Here is a 22,973-nt window from a genome sequence, read left to right as displayed (position 1 = left end):
TGGGTCCGGACCCGAGCTGATCAGCTGCCCAACTTTGGACTACTCCCTTGCCGCGCAGAAAGGTCATCTGATTGTTCTTCGGTGAGAACCACGACCTTCGCGCCTGATTTCACCAGCGTCTCCAACTCAATCACATCCTGATGGAACATGCGGATGCAGCCCGCTGAGGTGGCATTGCCGATGGAAGTCACATCCGAAGTGCCATGGATGCGGTAGAATGTGTCTTTCCCGCCGCGATGCAGATAAAGCGCCCTCGCGCCGAGCGGGTTCATCAACCCGCCATCCATGCCGCCTCTCAGCGGACCATATTGGTCTGGAAACTCCCGGATCATATTTTCAGTCGGGCGCCAGGACGGCCAAGAACGGCTGTAAGGGATGGTCGCCTGGCCCGAGAAGGCCCGCCCCTCATCCCCCACCGCCACGCGGTAGCGGACGGCACGGTTCTCTGGCAGCACATAGTAAAGATGCCGAGTCCAGGGATCGACGATCACGGTGCCCGGGCGCTCATCAGTGATAAAGTTCACCTCCTGGCGCAGGTTCTCGGGAGACAGATAGCGCGCAGGCACTGCGGGTAGTTCCACCTCGCCATCGGGGCGGCTGCCGTAATGCGCCAGCACCTCGGGCGTCAGATGCGCGGGCGCAGGCGGTGGCTCGGGCGGCTGTGGCGCGGCACAGGCCGCGAGCACCAAAAACAGCAGCCCGGGGGCCGTGCCCGGCAGGAAAGGACGGCGTAGCATCACGGGGTTCCCTTTTTCAGATCAGATATGCCCTGCCGCAGAGCAGCGCGGGAAATTTCGCCGATGTGAGCGCGGGTCACGCGCCCTTCGGCATCAACGAAGAGGGTAGCGGGCAGTCCCAGAATGCCCGTTTGTGCCATCAGTCCCAGCGAAGGGTCCAGGACCGGGGTCATGACCAGACCCGCAGAGCTGAGGTATTGGCGGATTTTTTCGGGGCTTTCGCCCTGGTTCACAAAATAGATCGGCAGATCGGGATTGGCCTGGGCCTCTTCGACCATCATCGGCATTTCGCGCCGACAGGGCGGGCACCAGGTGGCCCAAAGGTTCACCACCGCAGGCCCTTCAAGGGTCATCTGCGTGCCGGCCAAATCAATGAACGGCCGGTCCTGCGGCAAAAACTGCTCATGAGCGCGTAGCAGCTGCCCCAGGATAAACAGGATGGTCAGAGCCGGAAGCGTGGAGGCGGCGATCCACGGCGTCATCTCGCGCCTGCGCCACATCAGCGGCAGCGTCATGGCGGCAAAGCCCGCCACACCGCCCCAAAGTGCAAAACCGCCCTGCCAGATCGCAAAAATGCTCAGAGGATCCGCCTGATAGACATCGGCATTCTGCGCCACGAAGCCCAGCCGCGCGCCCACCAGACCCGCGAGCGCCGCCCGAAAGGCCCAGGGATTCAGATCGGGCCGCCCCTTGCGGCTGACCAGCGCCGCTGCGACCCAAAGAACCAGCGTCGCGAGGATCCAGATCAGCCGTTCACCGGACATCAGGAAGGGACCAAGGGCAAAATCCGTCATTCTTTGGCTTTTCTCAGGGCGTCCGTGAGGGCCTCTGCGGTGAAGCTGCCGGTCAATCGCAGCGCGGTGCGTTCCTTGCCCTGGTCAGTCAGAAAGACCAGCGTCGGCGGGCCGATAACACCTAAAGCCTCCGCCAGCGCGCCACCCTCGCCGCTAAAATCCGTGACATCGGCCTTGATAAAAGGCAGGTCTGCCAGGGCCTGCTGCACGGCGGGCCGGGGAAAGACATCCCGCTCAAGCCCCTTGCAGATCACGCACCAGTCAGCCGTGACATAAACCGCCCGCACCGGGCCCTCAGCCGCCGCCAGCGCGGTCCTGAGTTCAGCCGGACTACGCACGACCTGTGAAGGGGTGACAGAGGCCAGGGGGGAAGCAAAGACCAAAGGCCGCAGGGGGTCTGAGCCGCCGGAGCCTGCGCCCGCAAGTTGCAAAAGACCCAAAGCGAAGAACAGCATGCCCCCGAAGCGGCGCGGCCAGTCTGGCCCCCAGACAACCGCGGCCAGGGCAAAGCCCAACAGCGCCCAAAGGGACAACCCGACCGGGCCCGGCAGCACCCGCGCCGCCAGCCAGACCGCCATCCCCGCCAGAAGGGCTGCAAAGGCGATCCGACTGGCCCCGAGCCAGGCCCCGCTTTTGGGCAGCACCTGTCGGCCAAATAGCGCGAGAGCCATCAGCGGCAGGCCTTGCCCAAGCCCCAGCATGGCAAGCGCCGCCGCCCCAAGCGCCACATCACCGCTGCGCGCGATATAAAGCAGCGCCCCCGCCAGCGGCGCGGTCACGCAAGGCCCCAGGATCAGCACCGAGGCCAGACCCGCAAGCCCGGCCCCGGCCAGCGATCCGCGCCCGCCCATGACCTGCAGACGCTGCGTCACCGCCGCGGGCATTTTCAGTGGGATCAGCTCCAGCGAGGCCGCAGCCAGGATGGCAAAGAGCGCAGCGACCAAGAGGATCACCACCGGCTGTTGCAGCCAGAATTGTAACCCCGCGCCCATAAATCCTGCCAGCGCCCCGATCATGGCAAAACCCGCCGCCATGCCTGCGACGTAGAACACCGCAATCCCCACCGCCCGTCGCGAGCCTGCAGGCGCACCGCCCAGCATGGCCCAGAGCACTGGCAGCATGGGAAAGCTGCAGGGGGTGAAGGAGAGCAAAAGCCCGAGGCCCGCAAAGCCCGCAAGCACCCAAAGGATACCGCCTTTGGACCTGAGGATCTCGACCTCAGTCAGCGGGGCGGCCTCGGGGGTGGTGGCAGCGGCGGTTCCCGGGAGCTCAATCATCGCGCTCTGGGGCGCATAGCAGATGCCATCGTCCTGACAGCCCTGCCAGCCCAAGGTGACGGGCCCGTAGGCCCCGCTCATGCTCAGGGTCATATCGCGGGGATAGACCTCAACCGCGCCGAAATTCAGATCCTCGCGGATCTCTCCGGCGGGTGTCTGCAGCGCAAGATCGTTGCCCGTGCTGTCGCGGGCGGTGAAGTTATCGCGGTAAAGATAATAGCCTGGCGCAATGATCCAGCGGATCTGCGCCTGCCCCTCTGCGCCGGGGATCACCTCATAGCGAAAGGCCTGGTCCGGGCGCAGCGGCCCGTCGCTCAGGCGTTGAATGGGGTTGGCAAGAGCGCCCTGGGCGGCAGCAAGCCAAAGGGCGGTGAAAAGCAAAAGGGGGCGCAATATCATCATGCGCCCCCTTTGAACCTCTGGACTTAACCCAAACTTAAGCCCTTCCGATGGCCCCGACCCGCGGCGTGCAGCCACCCCGGATCGCACAGCAGGCAGCATGATGACTCAGGTGCACCTGTCCCGTCAGACAGCTGAGGAAATCGGATCGTTGCAGGCGGTCCATCATCGGACCCTTGACCTCCGAGAGGTGGAAAGTGATCCCCGCCTCGCTCAGCCGCTCATTGATCGACAAAAGGCTGTCGAGCGCCGAGGCATCAATCTCGTTAATGGCCGAGGCCATCAGCACCACATGGCGCAAGCCTGGCCTCGCGGCGACTTCGGCGCTGATCCGATCCTCCAACGCACGGGCATTGGCGAAGTAAAGGCTTTCGTCCACGCGGATCGAGAGGACACCTTCGCAGGTCAGGACCTCATGGCGGTCGATATTGCGGTAATGCTCGGTCCCGGGCACCTGGCCCACGATGGCCATATGGGGCCGCGACGAGCGCCACAGGTATAGCCCGATCGAGAGGCTGACGCCCGCGATCAGCCCAGCCTCGACCCCCCAGCCCAGCGTGACCAGAATGGTTGCCATCTGGGCGGCAAAATCGGGGCGCGAATAGCGGAAGCTGCGCCGGATTGAACCTAGATCCACCAGCGTCAGCACCGCTAGAATGATGGTCGCGGCCAGCACGGCCTGGGGCAGATAGTAAAGCGCAGGCGTCAGGAACATCGCCGCCAGCGCAATCCCGATGGCAGTAAAGACGCCCGCCGCAGGGGTGCGGGCCCCGGCCTCAAAGTTCACAACTGAGCGGGCAAGGCCACCGGTGACCGGAAAGCCTGCTGCCAGCCCCGAGGCGAGATTGGCCGCGCCCAGCCCGATCAGTTCCTGATCCGGCTCTATTCGCTCGCGCCGTTTGGCGGCAAGGGTCTGCGCGACCGAGACGCTCTCGACAAAGCCCACGACCGAGATCAGAAGAGCGGGCATCCACAGCGCTTCTATCAGCCCAAGGTTCAGCGCGGGCAACGTAGGCAGCGGCAGTCCGGCGGGCACATCGCCCACGATGCGCAGGCCTAGGGTCCCCAGATCAAAGCGCCAGGTCAGCAGCGATGTCACCGCCACCACCAGGATCGGGGCGGCTTTGGCCAGCATCTGGGCCAAGGCTTTGCCCAGCCCCATGCGCGTCAGCAGTCCCACCATCCCCTTGCGCGCCCAGTAAAGGGCAGCCAGAGCGCCAAGCCCGATGGCAAGGGTGACCGGATTTGCTGCGCCGATCTGGCCTGCCAGCGCCAGAAGGGTGTCAAAGAAATGCTCCCCCCCGCCTGCAACGCCCAAGATATGTTTGATCTGCCCCACCGTGATCAGCAGACCCGCCGCCGTGATGAATCCCGAGATGACGGGATGCGACAGGAAATTCGCCAGAAAGCCCAGACGCAGCACACCCATGGCGAGCAGCATAGCACCCGAGAGCAGCGCCAGCATGACGGCCGCGGTGGCGTAATCCGCGGTGCCTCCCGCTGCGATCTGCCCCACGGCTGAGGCCGTCATCAGCGAGACCACCGCCACCGGCCCGACGGCCAGAGTTTTGGACGTGCCGAAAATTGCATAGGCCACCAGCGGCAGGATCGAGGCGTAAAGCCCCACCTCGGGCGGCAGACCTGCGAGCATGGCATAAGCGAGGCTTTGCGGGATCAGCATGATGGTGACGATCACCGCCGCCAGAAGATCGGCGGAAAGCGTCGCGCTGTCGTAGCTGCGCGACCAGGTCAGGATAGGCAGGTATTTGGACAGACGCGACATCTCTCAGACTTTCAGATCAGGATTTGCGAAGGGTTTTGGCGAGATAGAGCCCCGCCAGCATGGAGCCGACAAAGAGAAACGCCTGCGGCTCGAAGAGACCAAGCGCCGGGATTGCGCCACCGGGGCAAAAGCCGGCAATCCCCCAGCCCACACCAAACAGGGCCGCGCCGCCGAGCAGGGCCGGATCGATGTCTTTGCGGGTCGGCACCTGGAACTTCGCCTCAAAGACCGGTGCGGGGCGCTTCCAGACTAGGCGGTAGCCGGTGGCGGTCACAATCAGCGCAGAACCCATCACAAAGGCCAAAGACGGATCCCATGTGCCGGCAATATCAAAGAAGTTCAGCACTTTGGCCGGGTTGATCATGCCGCCAAGGGTGATGCCCGCACCGAAAATCAGGCCGATGACGGCTGCAATCAGGATCTGCATCTCAGAACCCTCCGAGGATGTGGCGCACGACGTAAACGGTGACGCCGGTCGAAAACATGAAGGTCAGCGTAGCGAGGATCGAGCGTATCGAGAGCCGCGACATGCCGCAGACGCCATGCCCCGAGGTGCAGCCCGAGGCGAATTGCACGCCCACACCCACGATCAACCCGCCGATTACGAGCCAGAGGTTCGGCGTGGGGGCCACAAACTCAGGCCGCCATCCGGTCAGAGCGGCAATCAGCACGGGAGCGGCAATCGCACCGCCCAGGAAGGCCGCTCGCCAGCCCCAATCCTTGGCAAAAGGCGGCAGGAGACCCTGCAACATGCCGCTGATCCCGGCGATCCGGCCGTGAAAAGCCATCAGGAGCACGGCTGCGAACCCGATCAGGGCGCCTCCGGTCATGGACAAAAGCGGAGTAAATTCGGTCATAAGACACCTTTCCCGGCCTGGCCGCCCCGAGTGGAGGGGGCCTTTGGGCGTTACTTACAAAAAATCTGGTAGAGCGTGCCGACAAGTGCGCAGACGCGCTCATCGGCCAGGCGGTAGAACATTTCACGGCCCTCTTTGCGGCCCTCAATCATCCCGGCCTGGCGCAACTCACCAAGCTGCTGCGACAGGCTTGGCTGACGCAGCCCAAGGCTTTCCTCCAGCTCGCGCACAGAGCGTTCGCCCTGAATCAGGGTGCAGACGATCATCAGCCGGTCCTGATTGGCGAGCTTTTTCAGAAAAGCGGTGGCCTCTGCCGCCCGCTCTTCGAGGGCCGCAATGGCCGGGACCACATCCTTGATGTCACTCATCTTTTATCCCCAGGGTGCCTGCAGAAGATCCAGCGGGATCTTCAGATAGCGACGCCCGTTGCTTTCCGGCTCGGGCAGACGGCCCGCATTGGTGTTGATCTGCAGCGACTGCAGGATCAGCTTGGGCATCGGCAGGGTGGCATCGCGGGCTTCGCGGGCAGCGATGAACTCGGCCTCGGTCTTATAGACTGACATATGCGTGTTCTTCGCCTTCTGCTCAGCCACGGTGCTTTCCCACATCGGCGCACGGCCACCGGGCTGATAGTCATGGCCGGTGAAAATACGGGTCTCATCTGGCAGCGCAAAGATCGCCTGAATGCTGTCCCACAGGGTTTTGGCCGCCCCCCCCGGGAAATCCGTGCGCGCGGTGCCGCTGTCGGGCATGAACAAAGTGTCATGCACGAAGGCCGCATCGCCGATCACATAGGTCACCGAGGCCAGGGTATGCCCGGGAGAGAGCATGACATGCGCCGGGATCTCACCGACCATAAAGGCTTCACCATCGGCAAAAAGCTTATCCCACTGGCTGCCGTCTACGGGAAAATCCGGCCAGTTGTAAAAGCCCTTCCAGAGCTTTTGCACATCGCGAACCTTTTCCCCGATGGCGATCGGCGCGCCGGTTTTCGCCTTCAGATATGAGACCGCCGAGAAGTGATCGGCATGGGGGTGGGTGTCGAGGATCCATTGCACCGTCAGGCCCTGGTCCTGCACAAACTGCAAAATGGTATCGGCATTCACTGTGGCGGTCTGGCCCGATTTTTCGTCGAAATCCAGCACCGGATCGATGATCGCACAGAGTTTGGTGGCGGGATCCGCCACCACATATTGCACCGAGAACGTGCGCTTGTCGAAAAAGCCGGTCACTTCGGGTTTGTGGGTCATGATCTTCTCCATCAGGCGTTCCCGCCGCTGCTGAGAGGAAGATAGGACGCTCCACAAATAATGCAATACTTTTTTATATTATAAATTTTAGCAGAAGGTTCAGCCTTTGCGGGCTTCCCGAACCATCCCACGCAGGGTGCTCAGCGAAGCCGCCCCCGGATAGATCGCAAGGCCCGCCATGAAGGCCGGGGTGCCCTGGAGCCCCAACTGCTGCGCCTGCTGCTCATTGCGCCAGATCAGCGGCATCCAGCGGTCGGCCTGCCTGTCAAAAAGCGCGGCGGCAGCTTCGGCATCAACGCCCACGGATTTGGCGGCGCGGGCAATATCGGCCTCCTCCAGCCGCCGTCCGGGAAGTCTCATCAGCGCGTCATGGACGGCCTCATACTTGCCCATCGACACCGCCGCGAGCCCCACTTTATGTGCAAAAATCGAAGTTTCGCCAAAGATCGGCCAGTCTTTCATCACCAGACGGATCTTATCGTCCTGGCGCACCAGATCGGTGACCTCGCCGTGGATTTTCCGGCAGAAGGGGCATTGGTAGTCGTAAAACTCAATCAGCGTGACATCGCCGTCCGGGTTGCCAAGGACCGGCTGATCGGGGGTATGGGTCAGCGCCTGCACATCCTCGCTCTGCGCCGCAAGAGCCGTGGGAAACAGCAAAAAGCCGCCCGTCATCGTCAGCATCGCCCGTCGTGTCAGCATATCACACTCTCCTGATCTATCCGGCTCTGTCTTGCGGCTGCGGCTTAAGTCAGGCTTAAGGCTGATCCGCGAAATGCCTCATCGTCAGAACAGGTGCCCGGATGCGATTGTTGATAGTGGAAGACGATGAGATGCTGCGCGACGGCCTGCTGGTCGGACTGCGGCTGCAGGGGTTTTCGACCGAAGCGGTTGAAAGCCTTGCCGATGCCCGGCAGGCGCTAGCACAGCCGGGTTTTGAGGCCATGGTGCTTGATCTGATGCTGCCTGATGGCTCGGGCCTCGATCTTCTGCGCGACATGCGCGGGCGCGGGAACAGCCTGCCGGTGCTGGTGCTGACCGCCCGCGATCAGACGCCCGCGAAAATTGCGGGCCTTGATGCAGGGGCGGATGATTATCTCGCCAAACCCTTTGATCTGAGCGAATTGGCAGCGCGGCTGCGCGCGCTGATAAGGCGCGCTCAGGGCCGCGCGGCCCCTGAGATGCGTTGGAACGGTCTGGTGCTGGACCCGGCGCGGATGTCGGGCACATATCTTGGACGGCCGGTGCAGTTTGGCCTGCGCGAGTTTACCATCCTGCAGGCTTTGATGGAAAATCCAGGGGTCGTCTTGTCGAAATCGCAGCTCGAAGAGCGGCTCTACGGCTGGCAGGAAGAGGTCGAAAGCAACACCGTAGAGGTCCATATCCATAAACTCCGCGCCCGCCTTGCACCAGGGTTCATCCGCACCCTGCGCGGCGCGGGCTACCGCCTGGCGGATCCGGTATGATCTCAATCCGGCGGCGTCTTTTCATCGCTTTGCTGGCCGCGACCGGCATGGTCTGGCTTTCGGCAGTGATCTGGATTCAGTATTCCACCCGCCAGGAGGTCAGCCATGTGCTTGATCGCCGGCTTGAGGAAAGCGCCCGCATGGTTGCCTCGCTCATCGGGCGGCAGGGCCTGCCCGGTGCGGTCCATGACCCGCAGGCGGGTGTGGCGGGTGTTCTCGGCCCCGATGAGCCGCTGTTTTCGCGCCAGCTTGTCTGTCAGGTCTGGGGACTGGACGGCAGTTTGAAAAGCGAAAGCGCGGGGGCACCCTCGGAGCCTCTGGCCGCAGAGGCCGCTTCGGGCTTTTCGCAAAGAGAGATCCGGACAGAGACGGGCCCACAGCAATGGCGCGTTTATACCTATGTCGATGAAGCGCTTGGCATTCGGGTGATGGTGGGAGATGCGCTGGCAATGCGCGACGGGCTGGTGAGCGGGGTGGTTATGGGACTTCTGGCCCCGGCCCTGCTGATCCTGCCTGCGCTCGCGCTGCTGATCTGGCTGGGCGTCGGCCGCGGGCTGCAGCCTTTGTCGGAGTTTGCCCGTCTGCTGCGAGCACGCAGCGCGCAGGACCTTCGACCCCTTCCTACCAAATGGGTGCCGCGGGAACTCAGCCCGATGATCGGTGCCCTGAACGGACTTTTTGCCCGGGTTGAGGGGCAGCGCGAACGCGAACAGGACTTTACCGCCTTTGCCGCGCATGAGCTGAAAACGCCGCTTGCGGGGCTGAAAACACAAGCGCAGATCGCAAAAATGGCGCCGGACGAAGAAACGCGTGCTCATGCCCTGCGCCAGATACTTCGCGGTGTTGAACGCACCGACCGGCTGGCACGCCAGCTTCTGGACCTGACAGCAGCAGAGGCCAGTGAGCAGCCGACCGGGCCATGTCCTAAGCTTGGCTCCATCGTGAAAGATGTGCTGCGGGATCTGAGAGATATGGCGGCCTTGCGAGGGATTACACTCAGGCTCGAGCTTCAGTCAGAAACCGAGATGGCCTGTGTCGGGTCCCTGCTGGCGCCCGCCCTGCGCAATCTGGTCGAGAACGCGCTTCAGGCAAGCCCTGAGGGTGAGGAAGTGGTCTTAACGGCAGCCGTAAAGGATGACGCCCTCCTCCTCTGCGTGGCCGACCGCGGGCCCGGCATTCCCGATGAGGACCGGCCCAAGATCACCGAGCGGTTCTTCCGCGGCGGACGGCCCAAAAGCGGCACAGGGTCTGGCCTTGGCCTCTCGATCGTCGAGGCTACGGCACTACGCCTGGGCGGCTCTCTCACCCTCGCGCCACGCGCGGACGGAGGCGAAGAGGCCAGACTGGCATTACCGCTGAGATTTCAGTAGCGCGTATCGTCTGACTCCATGGGGCCAGGAAACATTCTGGCGCCATCGTCGGAAGAAGACGGTTGCGGCCAGGGCAATGACCGAAATGAAGACCTCGCGCATCTGTCGTATCAGTTGGCGATCCTACGCCAGACCTTCAAGCGGCCGAACGTGATCTCGATCCGGTTGCGGCATTTGTAACGGCAGTTGTCGTTCCTGGTGGGCTTAGCACGAGGCTTCCGCTCAGGAATGTAGGGATCTATCCACTTGTCTTTCAATTCTTCCCTGAACCGGTCGGCATTATAACCCAGATCGGCCAGTAGCCAGCCCGCAGAAGGCGGGCTGCTCAGAAGCGCTGCGGCTCGGGCGTCCATGCGCACCGGCGACGGTGTGCAGCGTGGTGTTAATACCGTCGTTAATCCGACCGATCAGACGGGATCTTTGGAACGGGGTCGCCATTTTTCGACAGCAAGCTAGACGCTGTGCGGTGCACCCGTCGGTCATTCGCGCGCGGCGTGGGGTGTTTCTTGGGGAGGAAGAGCCGGAGCCGCGCCATCTGCGGGTCCGTCAGCCAGAGAAGGTTGCTCATCAGTTAGTCTCTTCGCGGAGCCTGAATCATGCCTCGAGCGGATGATCAACGGGTCCTGACCCTTGTCTAACCGCGTTCTGTCAAACTTGCCCCTTCACAGCCAAAGTCAGTGAGGTGCGGCGGCGCCTGATCCTTAGGGCGTGAGCACGCTTGTTCGCCTTCAGGGTAGCGGCAGGCCGGGGTCCTTCACCCGAAAAGCTGCGTCTTATTGGAACTTTGAAGACCAGGAGAGCGCAGTTGGTCGAGATGCGCAGAAGGCTGCTGGCCCAAGTCAGTGGCATCAGACTGGGCACTGCCTGGATGTTCGAGGATGTCGACACCGAGTTGAAACAACGGATCGACAGCCTGATCAAGAAGCTGGAAGGTCGCATTACCGGCTGCATTGCGAGTGATAAACGCCTATCGGAGCCTGCCCGAGTTCGCCGCTCTATCCCAGAGATAGTCCTGGTTGCGAGCACGGCGATGACTGCAGAAATGTTCCGGCACGGCAGCATTACCGGCAAACAGGCTGCCGCACTCACCGGATTGACCCGGGGCGCGCACGTCAGTGGAGCCATTCGCGGGAAACGGGCCATCTCAGGAGATCGCCGTGCTTTGCGGAAGGTGATGTTCCAAACGGCCCTGGTCACGGCACATCACAAGCTGGGCTGAAATCCTTAGCAGATCGCCTCCGCAAGGCCGGAAAACCGCACAGCTTCATCAGCACCGTCGCCGACAGGAGGCTGGTCACTATGCAAAAGCTCTGCGCAAGAACCATCAAAAATCAGTCCCATGTGGGGGATGTGAAAGATAGAGTTGCTAAGCGAGCCTTAAGCATTTCTACGGAGTGTTTCCGGGTGATCCTTAAGTTTGAGTTAAGGACAATCAGCTAGCATTCGCCCATCTGAAATGGAGGTGGGCATGTTGAAACTTACGCGTAGAGCCAGTCTTCTGGCACTGTCCGCGACAACGGCAGGACTTGTTCTACCCATCAGGACTGCGGCTGAAGTCCCCCCTCAGCCTTTCTTGCGACGCTCAAATACTTCTGGCTTTCGCACGCTGCGCTGGCAGGACCATTTTGAAAGCCTTGGGAAGGGCGTTATCATCGCCGACCTGCAATCGCGCGCTTTGCATTTTTGGTCGGCAGATGAATCAGCCTATCGACTTTTCCCTACGTCGGTCCCGATCAGCGACGAGCTGACAAAACGCGGAAGAACCGAAATCGTTCGTAAACGTGTTGGCCCGACATGGACGCCGACGCCGGATATGCGTCGCCGTGATCCATCATTACCCTCTCACGTCCCGCCGGGGCCAGAAAACCCACTTGGGACGCATGCTATGTATCTTTCCTGGCCCGCTTATCTGATCCATGGCACACATGATACGCGCAAAATCGGGCGGCGTTCGTCAGATGGATGCGTCGGGCTCTATAATGAGCAGGTGGCGGAGCTATTTGCCGTAGCACAAGTTGGAACACAGGTCCTTTTGCTCTGACGTGACTATTCGAAATTTCAGCTAAACCTTGTTGGGATTCCGGGAGGCTGATTTTGTTTCGTTACGCGGCGATTGGCACAGTTTTCAGAGTTGCGTAGAAGTTGGTCTCGGCCTTTGGGGGCGGGATGTTCCTGATTGGCTCAAGCAGGTGGAATGGGGAACCGGTCAACCCATTCCAGAGTGGCATATTCGACAGCCTTGGAGCTGCACGAGGAGCAACGCCCGCGGATGACTTTGGCTTTGAAGGAAGTTGAAACATTGCATGAAAACAGGCTTTCTCTGACTGCTCAGGACAGCACCTGCATTACCGCTACTGCCCAAAGCTGCCAATGACAGTTAAGACAGCAGGGTTAGCCCTATGCCTCCGAGTGCCGCGATCATCACAACCAGCCAAGGCGCGGCTTTCCATGCCACCAGCGCGACGAAGCATGTCAGCGCAAGGGTCAGGTCCCCCATATTGCCAATGGCGCTGATGAAGACCGGCGAATAAAGCGCGGCCCCCAGAATGCCAACAACGGCAGCGTTCGCCCCCTGCATCGCGGACTGCGCCACAGGCCGCGCCCGAAGCCCCTCCCAAAACGGAAGCGCGCCAATCAGCAGCAAAAAGCCGGGCAAGAACAGCGCCAGCAATGCGAGGGTCGCACCCAAAACACCATTGGGAGCAGGCCCATGAGCAGCCCCAAGATAGGCTGCAAAGGTGAACAAAGGCCCAGGCATGGCCTGCGCCGCGCCATAGCCCGCCAGAAACTGATCAGGCGTTACCCAGCCTGTCGTCACGACCTCGGCTTGCAAAAGGGGCAGCACAACATGTCCGCCGCCGAACACTAGGGATCCGGCCCGGTAAAAGCTGTCCGCGACCGCCCACCCTTGCGACAGGCCTGCCAGCAGCGGCAGGCCCAGCAACAGGCCCGCGAATGCGGCCAGCGCGATGCCTGCGTGGGTTTTGGTCACCGGCAACGGCATATGGCCGCCCACAGGGCTGCCCGATCCGCGACCCACCATCAGCCCGGCGACCGCCCCCATAAGGATTGCGCCCACCATGCCCACCGCCATTGGCAAAAAGGCCAGCATGGCAACGGCAATGACGGCGATGGTTGCGCGCGCCCGGTCGGGGCAAAGGCTGCGTGCCATGCCCAAAACCGCCTGCGCCACAATCGCCACGGCCACAACCTTCAATCCATGCAGCGCGCCGCTGCCGATCGGGCCCGACATGGTGGCAGCGCCAAGCGCAAAGGCCAGCAGGATCAGCGCAGAGGGCAGCGTGAAGGCAACAAAGGCGGCAAGCGCCCCAAGCCATCCGGCCCGCATCATGCCCAAAGCAAAGCCCACCTGCGACGAGGCAGGCCCCGGCAGGAACTGGCACAGGGCCACAAGGTCTGCGTAAGCGGCATCCGACAGCCAGCCCCTGCGCGTGACCAGTTCATCCCGAAAATACCCAAGATGCGCGACGGGGCCGCCAAAGGACGTCAGCCCCAGCTTCAGAAACACACCGAAAACCTCAGAGGGCGTGCCTGCGGTGCCTGCTTTGTGGGATGGTTTTGTCACGGATGCGTCTCGCGGTTTAGTTTCTTCAAAAGGACGCGCGTGCCTTGAAAGCAGGCGTATCCGGCGCAAGTGATCTTATAGAATTGCAATGGTTTTACTGTCAGATATCGGCTCAGGCGAACATCCGCACTTGAGCCTTCAGGTGGCTGAGCGATCCGTGTCTTTCCGGATCATGCCCCACATTGCCACCGCCAGCGCAAGGTTTACCAAGCCGAGGCAGGCCACGATCATCAAAGTCTTCCCCTCACCCAGACCGGACATAAGCACCCCACCCAGCAGGGGCGCGGCGGCTTGGGCCAGAAGCGATGGGCGCGCCAAACGGCCCATCGCCACCGGGTAGCGATCCCGCCCGAACAGAGCCAAAGGCAGGGAACCGCGGGCAATCGAAAAGACGCCATTGCCCGCACCATAAAGGATCACGGCGAGGCCAGGCACATCCATATCGAGTGCCAAGAGCAAAAGGCCGATGGCAACGCAGCCCGTGGCGACAACCAGCGCCCAGATCGGGTGGTGCCTTCCGCGGCCTGCCATCTCAACGATACGTGCCGCGACCTGCGCCGGTCCCAGCAGAGTGCCTAGGGCAACTGCTTCAGAAAGAGAGAGACCCTGCGCCTGAAGCAGCGCCAGCAGGTAAACAGAGATGAGCGTGACCGAAAGCCCGGCAATGACGAGGATTGCGGCCATGAGCAGAAACACCATCCTCTCATGGCCGAGCAGTAGAAAAGAACCTGTCTCGCCTGGGGCCGCCTCCGGCTGGAGCGGTGGCTCTTTCGGGATCAAGCGGAGGACTAAGGGCAGGCAAATTAACAGGTGGATAGCAGCATAGGTGATCGCCGTGCCGCGCCAGCCCATCTGTTCCAAAAGCCAGGACGACAGCGGCCAGCAGACGGTGCTGGCAAAGCCGCCCCACAGGGTCAGCGCTGTGATGGCACTGCGAGCGTTCTCCTTATAAAGCCGACCCAGCGTGGCAAAAGCTGGGTCGTAAAGGCCTGCGCTCATCCCTAAGCCTATGATACACCAGCCTATGTAGAAGGCAGGAAGGTTCGGTGCGGCTGCAATCACGGCAAGGCCCGATGCCAGAAGCGCAGATCCGATCGCCAGCACAGGCCGTCCGCCAAAGCGTGCAATGCCATTGCCGACCTGTGGCGATGCCAGTCCAGCGCAGGCCAGTGCCACCGATATCGCGCCGACCACCCAAGGCAAAGGCCATCCGGTCTCTGTCACGATAGGCGCAGCCAGCACCGCCATCAGGTAGTAGCTGCTGCCCCATGCGAAGATTTGCACGATGCCAAGGGCAGAAATAACCGGCCAGCGCCGCGTCGCTTGCATCAGATCGCATCTTTCAGGTTAAGGCGCTCCTGTAACTTCTCGGCGGCTTCCTTCCGCTCGCTGTAACGGTCGGTCAGATCGGGTCGATCCCGCGTCAGAAGGGTAAAGCGCACCAGCTCCTCCATCACATCCACGATCCGGTCGTAATAGGGCGACGGCTTCATGCGCCCGTCCTCATCGAACTCCTGATACGCCTTAGCGACCGAGGACTGGTTCGGGATCGTCAGCATCCGCATCCAGCGCCCAAGGATGCGCATCTGGTTCACGGCATTGAAGCTTTGCGAGCCGCCCGAGACCTGCATAAGGGCCAGCGTCCTCCCCTGCGTGGGTCGAATGGCGCTCATCGACAGCGGGATCCAGTCGATCTGCGACTTCATCACGCCCGTCATGGCGCCATGACGCTCGGGGCTGGTCCAGACCTGCCCTTCGGACCACAGGCACAGATTGCGCAGTTCCTGCACCTTGGGGTGAGAGGCCTCGGTATCGTCCGGCAGTGGCAGGCCGCCTGCATGAAACACTCGCGTGTCGCAGCCGAAGTGGCGAAGAAGGCGCTCGGCCTCCAGCGTGGCGAAGCGGCTGTAGGAGCGTTCGCGCAGCGAGCCGTAAAGCAAAAGGATGCGAGGGGCCGGCCCATCGATCTGAGGCAGTTGAACCGCCTCGGGCGAGAGGTTCGGAAGGTCGGGGATCATGTGCGAACCTCTTTGAGCGCGGCATCGCAAGGGAACCAGCGGCGGCCAAGTCGCAGGGCTACACTGACGAGCAGGATAAGAACCGGAACCTCGACCAGAGGGCCGATGACGGCGGCGAAGGCTACGGGCGATGCGAGGCCATAGGCCGCGATGGCAACAGCAATCGCCAGCTCGAAGTTGTTGCCCGCCGCCGTAAAGGCGATCGCCGTGGTGCGCGGGTAATCCCTCGCGATCCAGCGGCCCATCATGAAGCTCACGATGAACTGGACGATGAAGTAGACCACCAGCGGCACCGCAATCCGCAGGGCATCCAGCGGCAGGCGCACCACGTCACCGCCCTTAAGGCTGAACATGGCCACGATGGTAAACAGCAGCGCCATCAGCGTCAGCGGGCTGATTTTCGGCAGGAAGATGCCTTGATACCAGACCTCGCCTTTGCGGGCGATCAGGACACGGCGCGTCAGGTAGCCGGCAAGGAAGGGCAGCCCGAGATAGATCAGAACAGCCTCGGTCACCGTCCAGAAGCCCACGTCAATCACACTGGCCTGCAGACCGAACAGGGGCGGCAGCACGGTCAGGAACAGCCACGCATAGGTCGAAAAGAACAGGATCTGGAAAATCGAGTTAAAAGCCACCAGCCCCGCAACATATTGATTGTCGCCGCGCGCGAGCTGGTTCCAAACCAGCACCATCGCAATGCAGCGGGCAAGGCCGATCAGGATCAGGCCGGTCATGTATTCCGGGTGATCGCGCAGGAAGATTACCGCCAACACAAACATCAGCACCGGCCCGATGATCCAGTTTTGCACCAGCGACAGCAGCAGCACACGCTTGTCGGTGAACACCTGTGGCAGCGCCTCATACCGAACCTTTGCCAGTGGCGGATACATCATCAGGATCAGGCCGATCGCGATGGGGACATTGGTAGAGCCGACCGACATCGCGTTCAGCGCCTCTGGCAGTCCGGTGAACAGGGTGCCCAGCAGGATGCCGAGCGCCATGGCGGCGAAGATCCACAGCGTCAGATAGCGATCAAGAAAAGATAGGCGCTGCATCATGCGCACCGCACGGGATTGCCGTCTTCGTCCACAACCCGCTCGCCGTCTTCCTTGCTGAAGGCGCCCTGTTGCGCGGGGAGCAAATCCAGCACGGCCTCGGAGGGACGGCAAAGCCGGACCCCCTTAGGACTGACGACGATGGGCCGGTTGATGAGGATCGGATGCTTCATCATCGCATCGATAAGCGCTTCATCAGGCAGCGCAGGATCATCAAGGCCCAGCTCGGCATAAGGTGTGCCCTTTTCGCGCAGAAGCGCACGCGGCGCGACCCCCATCCGCCCGATGAGTTGGATGAGCAGATCACGGGTTGGCGGCGTTTTCAGATACTCGACCACATGCGGCTCGATATCTGCATTGCGGATCATCGCCAGTGTATTGCGAGACGTCCCGCAGGCTGGGTTGTGATAGATCACGATGTCCATGGTCATGCCTTCTCAGTGGGTTCGCAGGCGCAATCCAATGCCGCAACGGCAGGTGCGCAAATCTCGGGGTGACCTTGGCAGCAGTCGCGCATCAAGAACCCGATCAGCCCGGCAAAGGCAGAATAGACCGCGGTATAGATGATGAAGCGCCCATCGCGTCGTGACCGTATCAGGCCAGCATGCTCCAGATGTGTCAGGTGGAAGGACAGGCGCGAGGTGGTGGCCCCAATGGCCTCGCCGATGGAGCCGGCCACCATGCCCTCTGGTCCGGCCTGTATCAGCAGCCGAACAATGCGGAGCCGCGTTTCCTGCGATAGCGCCGCAAAAGCGGCGAGTGCACGTTCTTCTTCCATCGAATCAATCCCTCAATAGATCTTGAGATCTATGAATAAACAGGAATTGGATGCAAGTCTAAAGCTTAATCTGAAAGACGGGAGAGCGGCAGCCGCCCGACTGTCTTTGCCCGGAGCAGCTGTCTCAAATTTCGACGGCCTTCGACGGCTGAAGTGCCCGATCCACATCCGGGAACTCATCCTCCGGACCGAGTGGTTGAATCGTTGCGAGCACAGCAAACAGGCTCTTGCGCCTCGGCAGCGGCTCGATAATGAGGCGATGCCCCTCCCGTCGGATCCTCACCCGATCTCCCGGAAGTTCGAGGTCAGCGGGAATGCTCACAATCTGCCCTTTACTGTCGCGGCACAGGTTGATCTCTCGGGGCTCTGACCGCCAGTTTTGTGTCGGCATGGGAATGCCTCCAATGCAAGTGATGCGAGGGCACGGGACCATGCTACCATGTGGTCACGCTGTCGTATCAATACCATAAGCCAAGGGAAGCCGGGGTGGTTCGGTTGCTCTGAACAGGTTCAGGACGTTTTTTAAGTGGTTTTCCGCCTCGGTTATGCCGCTGCCGCTTCGGGCATTGGCAGGTTGAAATAGGCCTGATTTGGGGTTTTGCCGTCAAGGGACGAATGCGGGCGACGGCTATTGTAGAAGTTCAGATACCTGCCAATTCCGACGCTCGCTTCCGAGACGCTTGCGTAGGCCCGCAGGGGCTTTGTTGCACGATCCCTCCGTGCGGCGGATTCATGTTTGTGAGACAGCGGGTCTAATGTCGTCGAGCCGTCGATCGGCGAGGAATGCAGTGCCGGCCAACCCTTCTGGGCACTCAGATCGATTTACCTGGCGAACACTGGCAGCTGCGAAAGACATGTTGCATTCAGCGAACCTGTCCTCGTAGCCAAGGGCTAGAGTTGAAGTCGCGATGCACGCCAAGGACAGCAAAATGTAAGCGTCCAAAGAAGTTCAGCTCTTGGGGACTTTTAATGTTTACTGCTGCGATGGGATTGACCATCTGCCTCCCACACACGGATGCTCTCGAAAAATCAATTGAATAAGTAATATGAACCGACTGCCATTTTTCGACGATGACCATGACGGTCAGTTTCGCTGGCTGCTGATTTGGGAAAGGTTGCCCGAGCCAGGCTATCTCAAAGCCCTAGGAGAGGATGATCTAAGGCAACGGCTTCAGGAGACGAGGTGGCCGACCAGCATATGCTGCCCAGAATGTGCTCAAACCTCAATCGGGCAACTGGAACGCGGAAGTCTGTTCCAGTGCCATAGATGCCGCAAGCAGTTTTCGGTCACCAACGGCACGTTCCTGCACCGCACCAAGCTTAGCTTCTCGCTCTGGTTCCTCGTCGCGGAGGACGTGATTCGGGAATTTGCCCTCGGAAGCGACCGGCGCTACCCCTCTCCAAAGCGGATCGCGGCAAAATATAAGCTCCCGCAGCCAACCGCCTATCGCGTGAAAAAGTTAATACTGCAGGATTTCGCGCCTGCCGGCGAAGGGCTTCTGGAACGGGCAATTTGCATGCACGAGCCTATGCAGCCAACGCACCTTGCACTTTTCTCGGCTGAGCATCGCTATTGGTTGGACCAGGTCCGGCGTGGCTTCATCAAGCGATGATGTTTTAACCCTATCTGTTTATACACATCTTTATCTTCCCCGGTGACTTGGGCGCCGGAAAATATGGCCTTATGTTCTCAAGCGGGATGCATGGAACACGGAGGTAAAGATGACACGGCCGCCCTGATGATCGCTGGGCTTTCCTCTCGATATGAATTGGAAAATCCTTGAGACAAGCTCGTTGCGCCTTTGGAAAACGCCGAAAACCGCACGAGAAGATATTTACAAAATTCTAGCTATAACAATGACTTGACTCAAATTTATGAGTCACCCTCTATAGTCACACCCCTTTCAAGCTTCCTTATCTGACAGCCACGATATGGCTGAATTCTGAAAGAGCCGCACGCCACACCGGCGGGCGATAAGTGGTGGGCGCGGCTTGCCCTATGCATCTGCAAACAAATGAACCTCTCCGGGGGACTAAGCAGTCATGCATATCGCAGCCCAAGCCGACCGATCGTGAGACAATGGCGGGCTGGGTGTCCCGCCAAGGGTGAGAGACATGTCAGACGAGTATTACCAGCGCGAAAGCTGGGATCACGCAAAGCCGAAGTTGCCGCAGATCGAAAAACCAAAATTAGGTCCGCTAAGAGATATCCTGCCGTTCGCCGGCTATCGTGAGCCTACGGGGCGTAGTGCAGTTTCGCAGCGGATGCAGTTTCTCTATCGGACGGCTGCGGACAACTGGCAGCCTAGGATCGGCGCATGCGAAAGCGGTGGGGAGCTGGCGTGTGCTCATATGCTGCTGTTGAGGCCAGACCTCTATGATCTGGTGTTTCAGGCCAAGCCTATAGAGCTCCCCTCGAAAGGGCCTAAACCTAACTTTCACTTCCCAGACCTCTTAGCCACCTATCGTAACGGTCATAGACGTATTTTTTACGTCAAGAATGGGCAGAGCCTCACCAGAACGGAAACCAAAGCGGAGATCGCCAGCCTGCGCGCATTGATGGCGCCCTCATATGCCGACACACTTGTCGTGGTGAATACAGACATGTTCTCACGGCAGCGAAAGGACAATCTGATCCGGCTGCACGCTGCCCATTTTTCGAGAACCGCTGAAGACGAGGCAATCGATGCTGAGGTGCTCGATGCAATCCGGTCCACGCCTTTGTTTCGCCGAATGACGGACCTTTACGGGCGCATTGATCTCTCAAAGGGTGCCATATTCCGATCTTGCTACCGCTTGGTGGCGCGCGGCAGCCTGAAGGCGAACCTAGACCATCTGCTCTGGGAACACGCTCGGTTGGAGCTGGCAGCATGATGGGCGAGGCATTTTCTTACTCCGTGCCCGTTGGAGCCGAGATGGTAGTCGGCCCAGACGTATATCACCATCAGGGCACTTATGAGGGCGGCTACAAGCTGCTCGATACTCAGGGCGTGTCGCATTACCTGCCATATGCCGACTTTACCAGCCTGCTCAAAAGCGGGAATGCGAGCTTAGATCTCGCTGGAGGCAGAAGCCGCAAAAGGCTGGGCGGTTTTGAAACCGTAAAAAGCTTGAATAAAACTCAGCAACGGATTGCAGCCTTCAACCATGCCTGTGCGCTCGCGGTAAGGAAGGAAGACAATGAGATTGCGCGCCAAACACAGGGCCGCAAAGAAACGGTTAGCATCAGATACCTTCAACATCCCGAAGTCAGAGACAGGATAGCAGATTTCGTTAACAGCTATTCTGGGCATGGTTTCACGGCATTTGGCTCTACGATTTCCTCACAAGCGAAGCATCCAAGATCCGTGCCGAAGGGGCGCACTTTGATGAGGCTTTACGAGGCGTTGTCCGGTTTGATGGACATTGAGGATAGGCTCGAAGCATTCGTTCCACTGGACCATCTGAAAGGGAACAGAGGCAATCGGCTTCACTGGCTGGTCTATCAACTCGCATGCTCGACCATAAAAGAAATAGGATTGAATACCCGGCAACTTACAGTCGCGAACCTTAAGGATCAGCTTGAAGTCAAAATTGACGACTATAACAAGTTTGCCGCCGCGAGGGTGTCTGGTGATTCAGACTTTGCTCGCCGCCCTCCTGAAAAGCTGTCTTTACCGGCACACGCGACGCTGAGGCAAATAATCAGAGCACATGTATCTCCTACTGAACTGTTTGTTGCCCATCATGGCATTCACGAGGCGCGTAACAAATTTGGGAGGGGCAGCACTGATATCCGCGCGCTGTTGTTCAACGAGTTTATCGAAATCGACGAGGGCCGGTTAGACGTCCTAATAAATGCTGTGGTCGATGGGGTTTCACCCAAGTTAGGCGCAAAAGCACGGGCAAAACTGAAAGAAAAGGCAGCTGCCGCCCAGCAGCGTTATGCAATTGTGCTCGCGATCTGCGTCGCGACGAAACTGGTTGTAGGTTGGGCAATTACAGAAAATCCCAATGCCGAAGCGACCCTGCAGGTGTTGCGGATGGCGACACGGAGCAAAGAACTCGAAGCTCGGCAATATGGATATACAGGCCCCATTATTCCAGGGGCCGCTGTCGGCCGCGTGATGACCGACGGCGGAACAGGCGTTCGCAACACTGTAGTCAAAAACGCCCTTTTAGGAATGGGCACCATGTCCATGGATGCGCGCAGCTATGCCGCCACCGACAAGCCGAATGTCGAGCGTGTGATTGGCTCGATGACGTCGCGCCTGATTAACCCTCTGCCAGGATCAACAGGCAGATCACCTTCGCATAAAGCGGGTCATGATGCAGTCGCGGATACGCTTCTGGACCTGCCGTCGCTCTATGCTTTGGTCTCCATTTACTTCCTCGAGGAATATCCAAATCTTCCGCACCGCGGCCTTGGTCTAGGGGGCCGCACACCACTTCAAATGCTCGAAGAAGTTCAAAGAATTCGCGGCGCAACGCCCCCGCCTGATGCAGCACGGCGTCGGTTGCAACTGGGCATGCATTTTAATGTTTCCGCCAGTCATGAGGGGGTCACCTTATTCCAGCACCTGAGCTACAACTGCGATGAGCTTCAAAAGCTCGACCTGGCTCCCGGAACAAAAGTGGATGCTTATCTCGACCCAGACGATCTCGAAGTAGTTACGATCGCGGTTCAAGGTCATAAACCACTTATAAACGCTGCCCTCCAGACAACGGCTTACGCTGGGCTGACCCTGCCGGAATTCCGTGACCTTGGTATCTACATGCGGGAAATCGATCCCCGTCGGACCGAATATGACCACGATTACGTCATGGAAGCCCGTCGTAAACGTAATGGGATTTTGGAGCGCAAATTCGCCGAGGCCAATCGTTCCACTGGTTTCGCAAGCCTCGAAAAGGTGAAGAAAGACTGTGAAAACGTCTTCCGGGGCACCAGGCATGTGCATGACCCACACCGCAACGACCGGACCTTGGATGAGCTTCTCGATCCGGAAGTGATCCTTGAAGGTGATCTTGTAGGCACTTCCGCGGAGCCTGCAGCGCAGGACGCCGCTGCTCCTGCATTGGCAGCCCCAGATGAAATTTCTGAACCCAACACGAAGGTGAAGAAGCCCTCCAAAAAGAAGGCATCTCCGACCTCCCAAACCCTGGCCGGCGATCAGCCGGTTTCCACCAAACTCAGCCGTCCAGTCCAGAAAAAGGGTTTCATTTGATGATCACACTCCAGTCCCTCACCACGGAACAGGAAACCAAGATCCTGGGATTGAAGTCTGCGCATTTCCGGATGGACCGAGCAGACCGCCTTCGCGACGCCGTGGTCCAGTGCATCGAAGACTACCGGCTTCGCTCGAAGCTGGGGAAACCCTTCGAGGCTCGCGGCGTGATCGTCACGGGCAATACCAGAGTAGGAAAAAGCCAAGAAATTCAACGGGTGCTTGAGGAAGTCAACAACCTGGCGCTTCCTATGAAAAACGGGACACAAGCCCGTATGGTGCATTGCCTCCTCTCTGGCCGGGGAACGTGGAAAGATCTGGGCAATCGCACCATCGCCGCGACCGGATATAGGAAGAAGAGTGGGGAGACCCAGGATGCGGTTTGGCAAAGGGTTACCC

General features: G+C 60.1%; 22 protein-coding genes and 3 pseudogenes. 8 read left to right on the top strand and 17 right to left on the bottom strand.

What is annotated here, in order from left to right:
* Nucleotides 1-20: 20 nt before the first annotated feature.
* From EG244_RS12050 to EG244_RS12010, 9 genes are all read right to left on the bottom strand, one after another.
* Nucleotides 21-737 carry a L,D-transpeptidase gene (locus EG244_RS12050; RefSeq protein ID WP_124965249.1) on the bottom strand — a complete coding sequence of 239 codons (717 nt, stop codon included), beginning with the start codon at nt 735-737 and terminating at the stop codon, nt 21-23.
* Nucleotides 737-1,531: a TlpA disulfide reductase family protein gene (locus EG244_RS12045; RefSeq protein WP_124965248.1), complete on the bottom strand. Its 795-nt coding sequence runs from the start codon at nt 1,529-1,531 to the stop codon at nt 737-739. The genes EG244_RS12050 and EG244_RS12045 overlap by 1 nt, the downstream gene beginning before the upstream one ends.
* Nucleotides 1,528-3,207, bottom strand: coding sequence for a protein-disulfide reductase DsbD (dsbD, locus tag EG244_RS12040; RefSeq protein ID WP_158617297.1), 1,680 nt, complete (start codon nt 3,205-3,207; stop codon nt 1,528-1,530). The genes EG244_RS12045 and dsbD overlap by 4 nt, the downstream gene beginning before the upstream one ends.
* A 37-nt stretch (nt 3,208-3,244) precedes the next feature.
* Nucleotides 3,245-4,990, bottom strand: a complete 1,746-nt coding sequence (locus tag EG244_RS12035) for a SulP family inorganic anion transporter (protein ID WP_124965246.1) — start codon at nt 4,988-4,990, stop codon at nt 3,245-3,247.
* Nucleotides 4,991-5,006: 16 nt separating this feature from the next.
* Nucleotides 5,007-5,417 (bottom strand): DUF6691 family protein, encoded by a 411-nt coding sequence (locus EG244_RS12030; protein ID WP_124965245.1) that lies wholly within the window; start codon nt 5,415-5,417, stop codon nt 5,007-5,009.
* A gap of 1 nt (nt 5,418) precedes the next feature.
* Nucleotides 5,419-5,847, bottom strand: a complete 429-nt coding sequence (locus EG244_RS12025) for a YeeE/YedE family protein (RefSeq protein ID WP_124965244.1) — start codon at nt 5,845-5,847, stop codon at nt 5,419-5,421.
* Between the two features lie 50 nt (nt 5,848-5,897).
* Nucleotides 5,898-6,215 carry an ArsR/SmtB family transcription factor gene (locus EG244_RS12020; protein WP_124965243.1) on the bottom strand — a complete coding sequence of 106 codons (318 nt, stop codon included), beginning with the start codon at nt 6,213-6,215 and terminating at the stop codon, nt 5,898-5,900.
* A 3-nt stretch (nt 6,216-6,218) separates the two neighbouring features.
* Nucleotides 6,219-7,097, bottom strand: a complete 879-nt coding sequence (locus EG244_RS12015; RefSeq protein ID WP_124965242.1) for an MBL fold metallo-hydrolase — start codon at nt 7,095-7,097, stop codon at nt 6,219-6,221.
* A gap of 99 nt (nt 7,098-7,196) precedes the next feature.
* Nucleotides 7,197-7,799, bottom strand: a complete 603-nt coding sequence (locus tag EG244_RS12010; protein ID WP_124965241.1) for a DsbA family protein — start codon at nt 7,797-7,799, stop codon at nt 7,197-7,199.
* Nucleotides 7,800-7,900: 101 nt separating this feature from the next.
* Here EG244_RS12010 and EG244_RS12005 point away from each other — a divergent pair, with 101 nt between their 5' ends.
* A complete protein-coding gene (locus EG244_RS12005; RefSeq protein WP_124965240.1) occupies nt 7,901-8,563 on the top strand; it encodes a response regulator in 663 nt (220 codons plus the stop codon).
* A complete protein-coding gene (locus tag EG244_RS12000; protein ID WP_124965239.1) occupies nt 8,560-9,933 on the top strand; it encodes a sensor histidine kinase in 1,374 nt (457 codons plus the stop codon). Before EG244_RS12005 ends, EG244_RS12000 begins: the two co-directional genes overlap by 4 nt.
* 51 nt (nt 9,934-9,984) lie before the next feature.
* Here EG244_RS12000 and EG244_RS11995 read toward each other — a convergent pair.
* Nucleotides 9,985-10,501 (bottom strand): annotated as a pseudogene (locus EG244_RS11995) (transposase); the annotation flags it as partial.
* Between the two features lie 246 nt (nt 10,502-10,747).
* Between EG244_RS11995 and EG244_RS11990 the strand changes: the two are divergent.
* Both EG244_RS11990 and EG244_RS11985 read left to right on the top strand, forming a co-directional pair.
* Nucleotides 10,748-11,152, top strand: coding sequence for a transposase (locus EG244_RS11990; protein ID WP_233589002.1), 405 nt, complete (start codon nt 10,748-10,750; stop codon nt 11,150-11,152).
* A gap of 249 nt (nt 11,153-11,401) precedes the next feature.
* Entirely contained in the window at nt 11,402-11,974 is a 573-nt protein-coding gene (locus tag EG244_RS11985) for a L,D-transpeptidase (protein ID WP_124965237.1), read from the top strand.
* 336 nt (nt 11,975-12,310) lie between these two features.
* Here EG244_RS11985 and chrA read toward each other — a convergent pair whose 3' ends face one another.
* From chrA to EG244_RS11945, 7 genes and pseudogenes are all read right to left on the bottom strand, one after another.
* Entirely contained in the window at nt 12,311-13,519 is a 1,209-nt protein-coding gene (gene chrA / locus EG244_RS11980; protein WP_124965236.1) for a chromate efflux transporter, read from the bottom strand.
* 138 nt (nt 13,520-13,657) lie between these two features.
* Complete coding sequence (locus EG244_RS11975; protein ID WP_124965235.1) at nt 13,658-14,848, bottom strand: MFS transporter; 1,191 nt, start codon at nt 14,846-14,848, stop codon at nt 13,658-13,660.
* A complete protein-coding gene (gene arsH, locus EG244_RS11970; RefSeq protein ID WP_124965234.1) occupies nt 14,848-15,537 on the bottom strand; it encodes an arsenical resistance protein ArsH in 690 nt (229 codons plus the stop codon). The genes EG244_RS11975 and arsH overlap by 1 nt, the downstream gene beginning before the upstream one ends.
* Nucleotides 15,534-16,592 carry an ACR3 family arsenite efflux transporter gene (gene arsB / locus EG244_RS11965; RefSeq protein WP_148097630.1) on the bottom strand — a complete coding sequence of 353 codons (1,059 nt, stop codon included), beginning with the start codon at nt 16,590-16,592 and terminating at the stop codon, nt 15,534-15,536. Before arsB ends, arsH begins: the two co-directional genes overlap by 4 nt.
* Complete coding sequence (gene arsC, locus EG244_RS11960) at nt 16,592-17,017, bottom strand: arsenate reductase (glutaredoxin) (RefSeq protein ID WP_124965233.1); 426 nt, start codon at nt 17,015-17,017, stop codon at nt 16,592-16,594. Before arsC ends, arsB begins: the two co-directional genes overlap by 1 nt.
* A 2-nt stretch (nt 17,018-17,019) precedes the next feature.
* Complete coding sequence (locus EG244_RS11955; RefSeq protein WP_124965232.1) at nt 17,020-17,370, bottom strand: ArsR/SmtB family transcription factor; 351 nt, start codon at nt 17,368-17,370, stop codon at nt 17,020-17,022.
* A gap of 543 nt (nt 17,371-17,913) precedes the next feature.
* A pseudogene (locus EG244_RS11945) lies at nt 17,914-18,066 on the bottom strand (integrase core domain-containing protein); the annotation flags it as partial.
* A gap of 350 nt (nt 18,067-18,416) precedes the next feature.
* Here EG244_RS11945 and EG244_RS11940 point away from each other — a divergent pair.
* The 4 genes and pseudogenes from EG244_RS11940 to EG244_RS20675 all read left to right on the top strand — a co-directional run.
* The gene (locus EG244_RS11940; RefSeq protein WP_124965230.1) at nt 18,417-18,983 is read left to right on the top strand and encodes a transposase; all 567 of its coding nucleotides are present in this window, start codon (nt 18,417-18,419) and stop codon (nt 18,981-18,983) included.
* A gap of 502 nt (nt 18,984-19,485) precedes the next feature.
* Entirely contained in the window at nt 19,486-20,244 is a 759-nt protein-coding gene (locus EG244_RS11935) for a hypothetical protein (protein ID WP_124965229.1), read from the top strand.
* Nucleotides 20,241-22,574, top strand: coding sequence for a hypothetical protein (locus EG244_RS11930; protein ID WP_124965228.1), 2,334 nt, complete (start codon nt 20,241-20,243; stop codon nt 22,572-22,574). Before EG244_RS11935 ends, EG244_RS11930 begins: the two co-directional genes overlap by 4 nt.
* Nucleotides 22,574-22,973: pseudogene (locus EG244_RS20675) on the top strand (hypothetical protein); the annotation flags it as partial. The gene EG244_RS11930 and the pseudogene EG244_RS20675, both read left to right, overlap by 1 nt.

It is taken from the genome of Falsigemmobacter faecalis (assembly GCF_003863335.1).
GTDB lineage: Bacteria > Pseudomonadota > Alphaproteobacteria > Rhodobacterales > Rhodobacteraceae > Wagnerdoeblera > Wagnerdoeblera faecalis.
The sequence above is the reverse complement of the archived record's forward strand: the minus strand, read 5'-3'. Positions and strand labels throughout refer to the sequence as shown.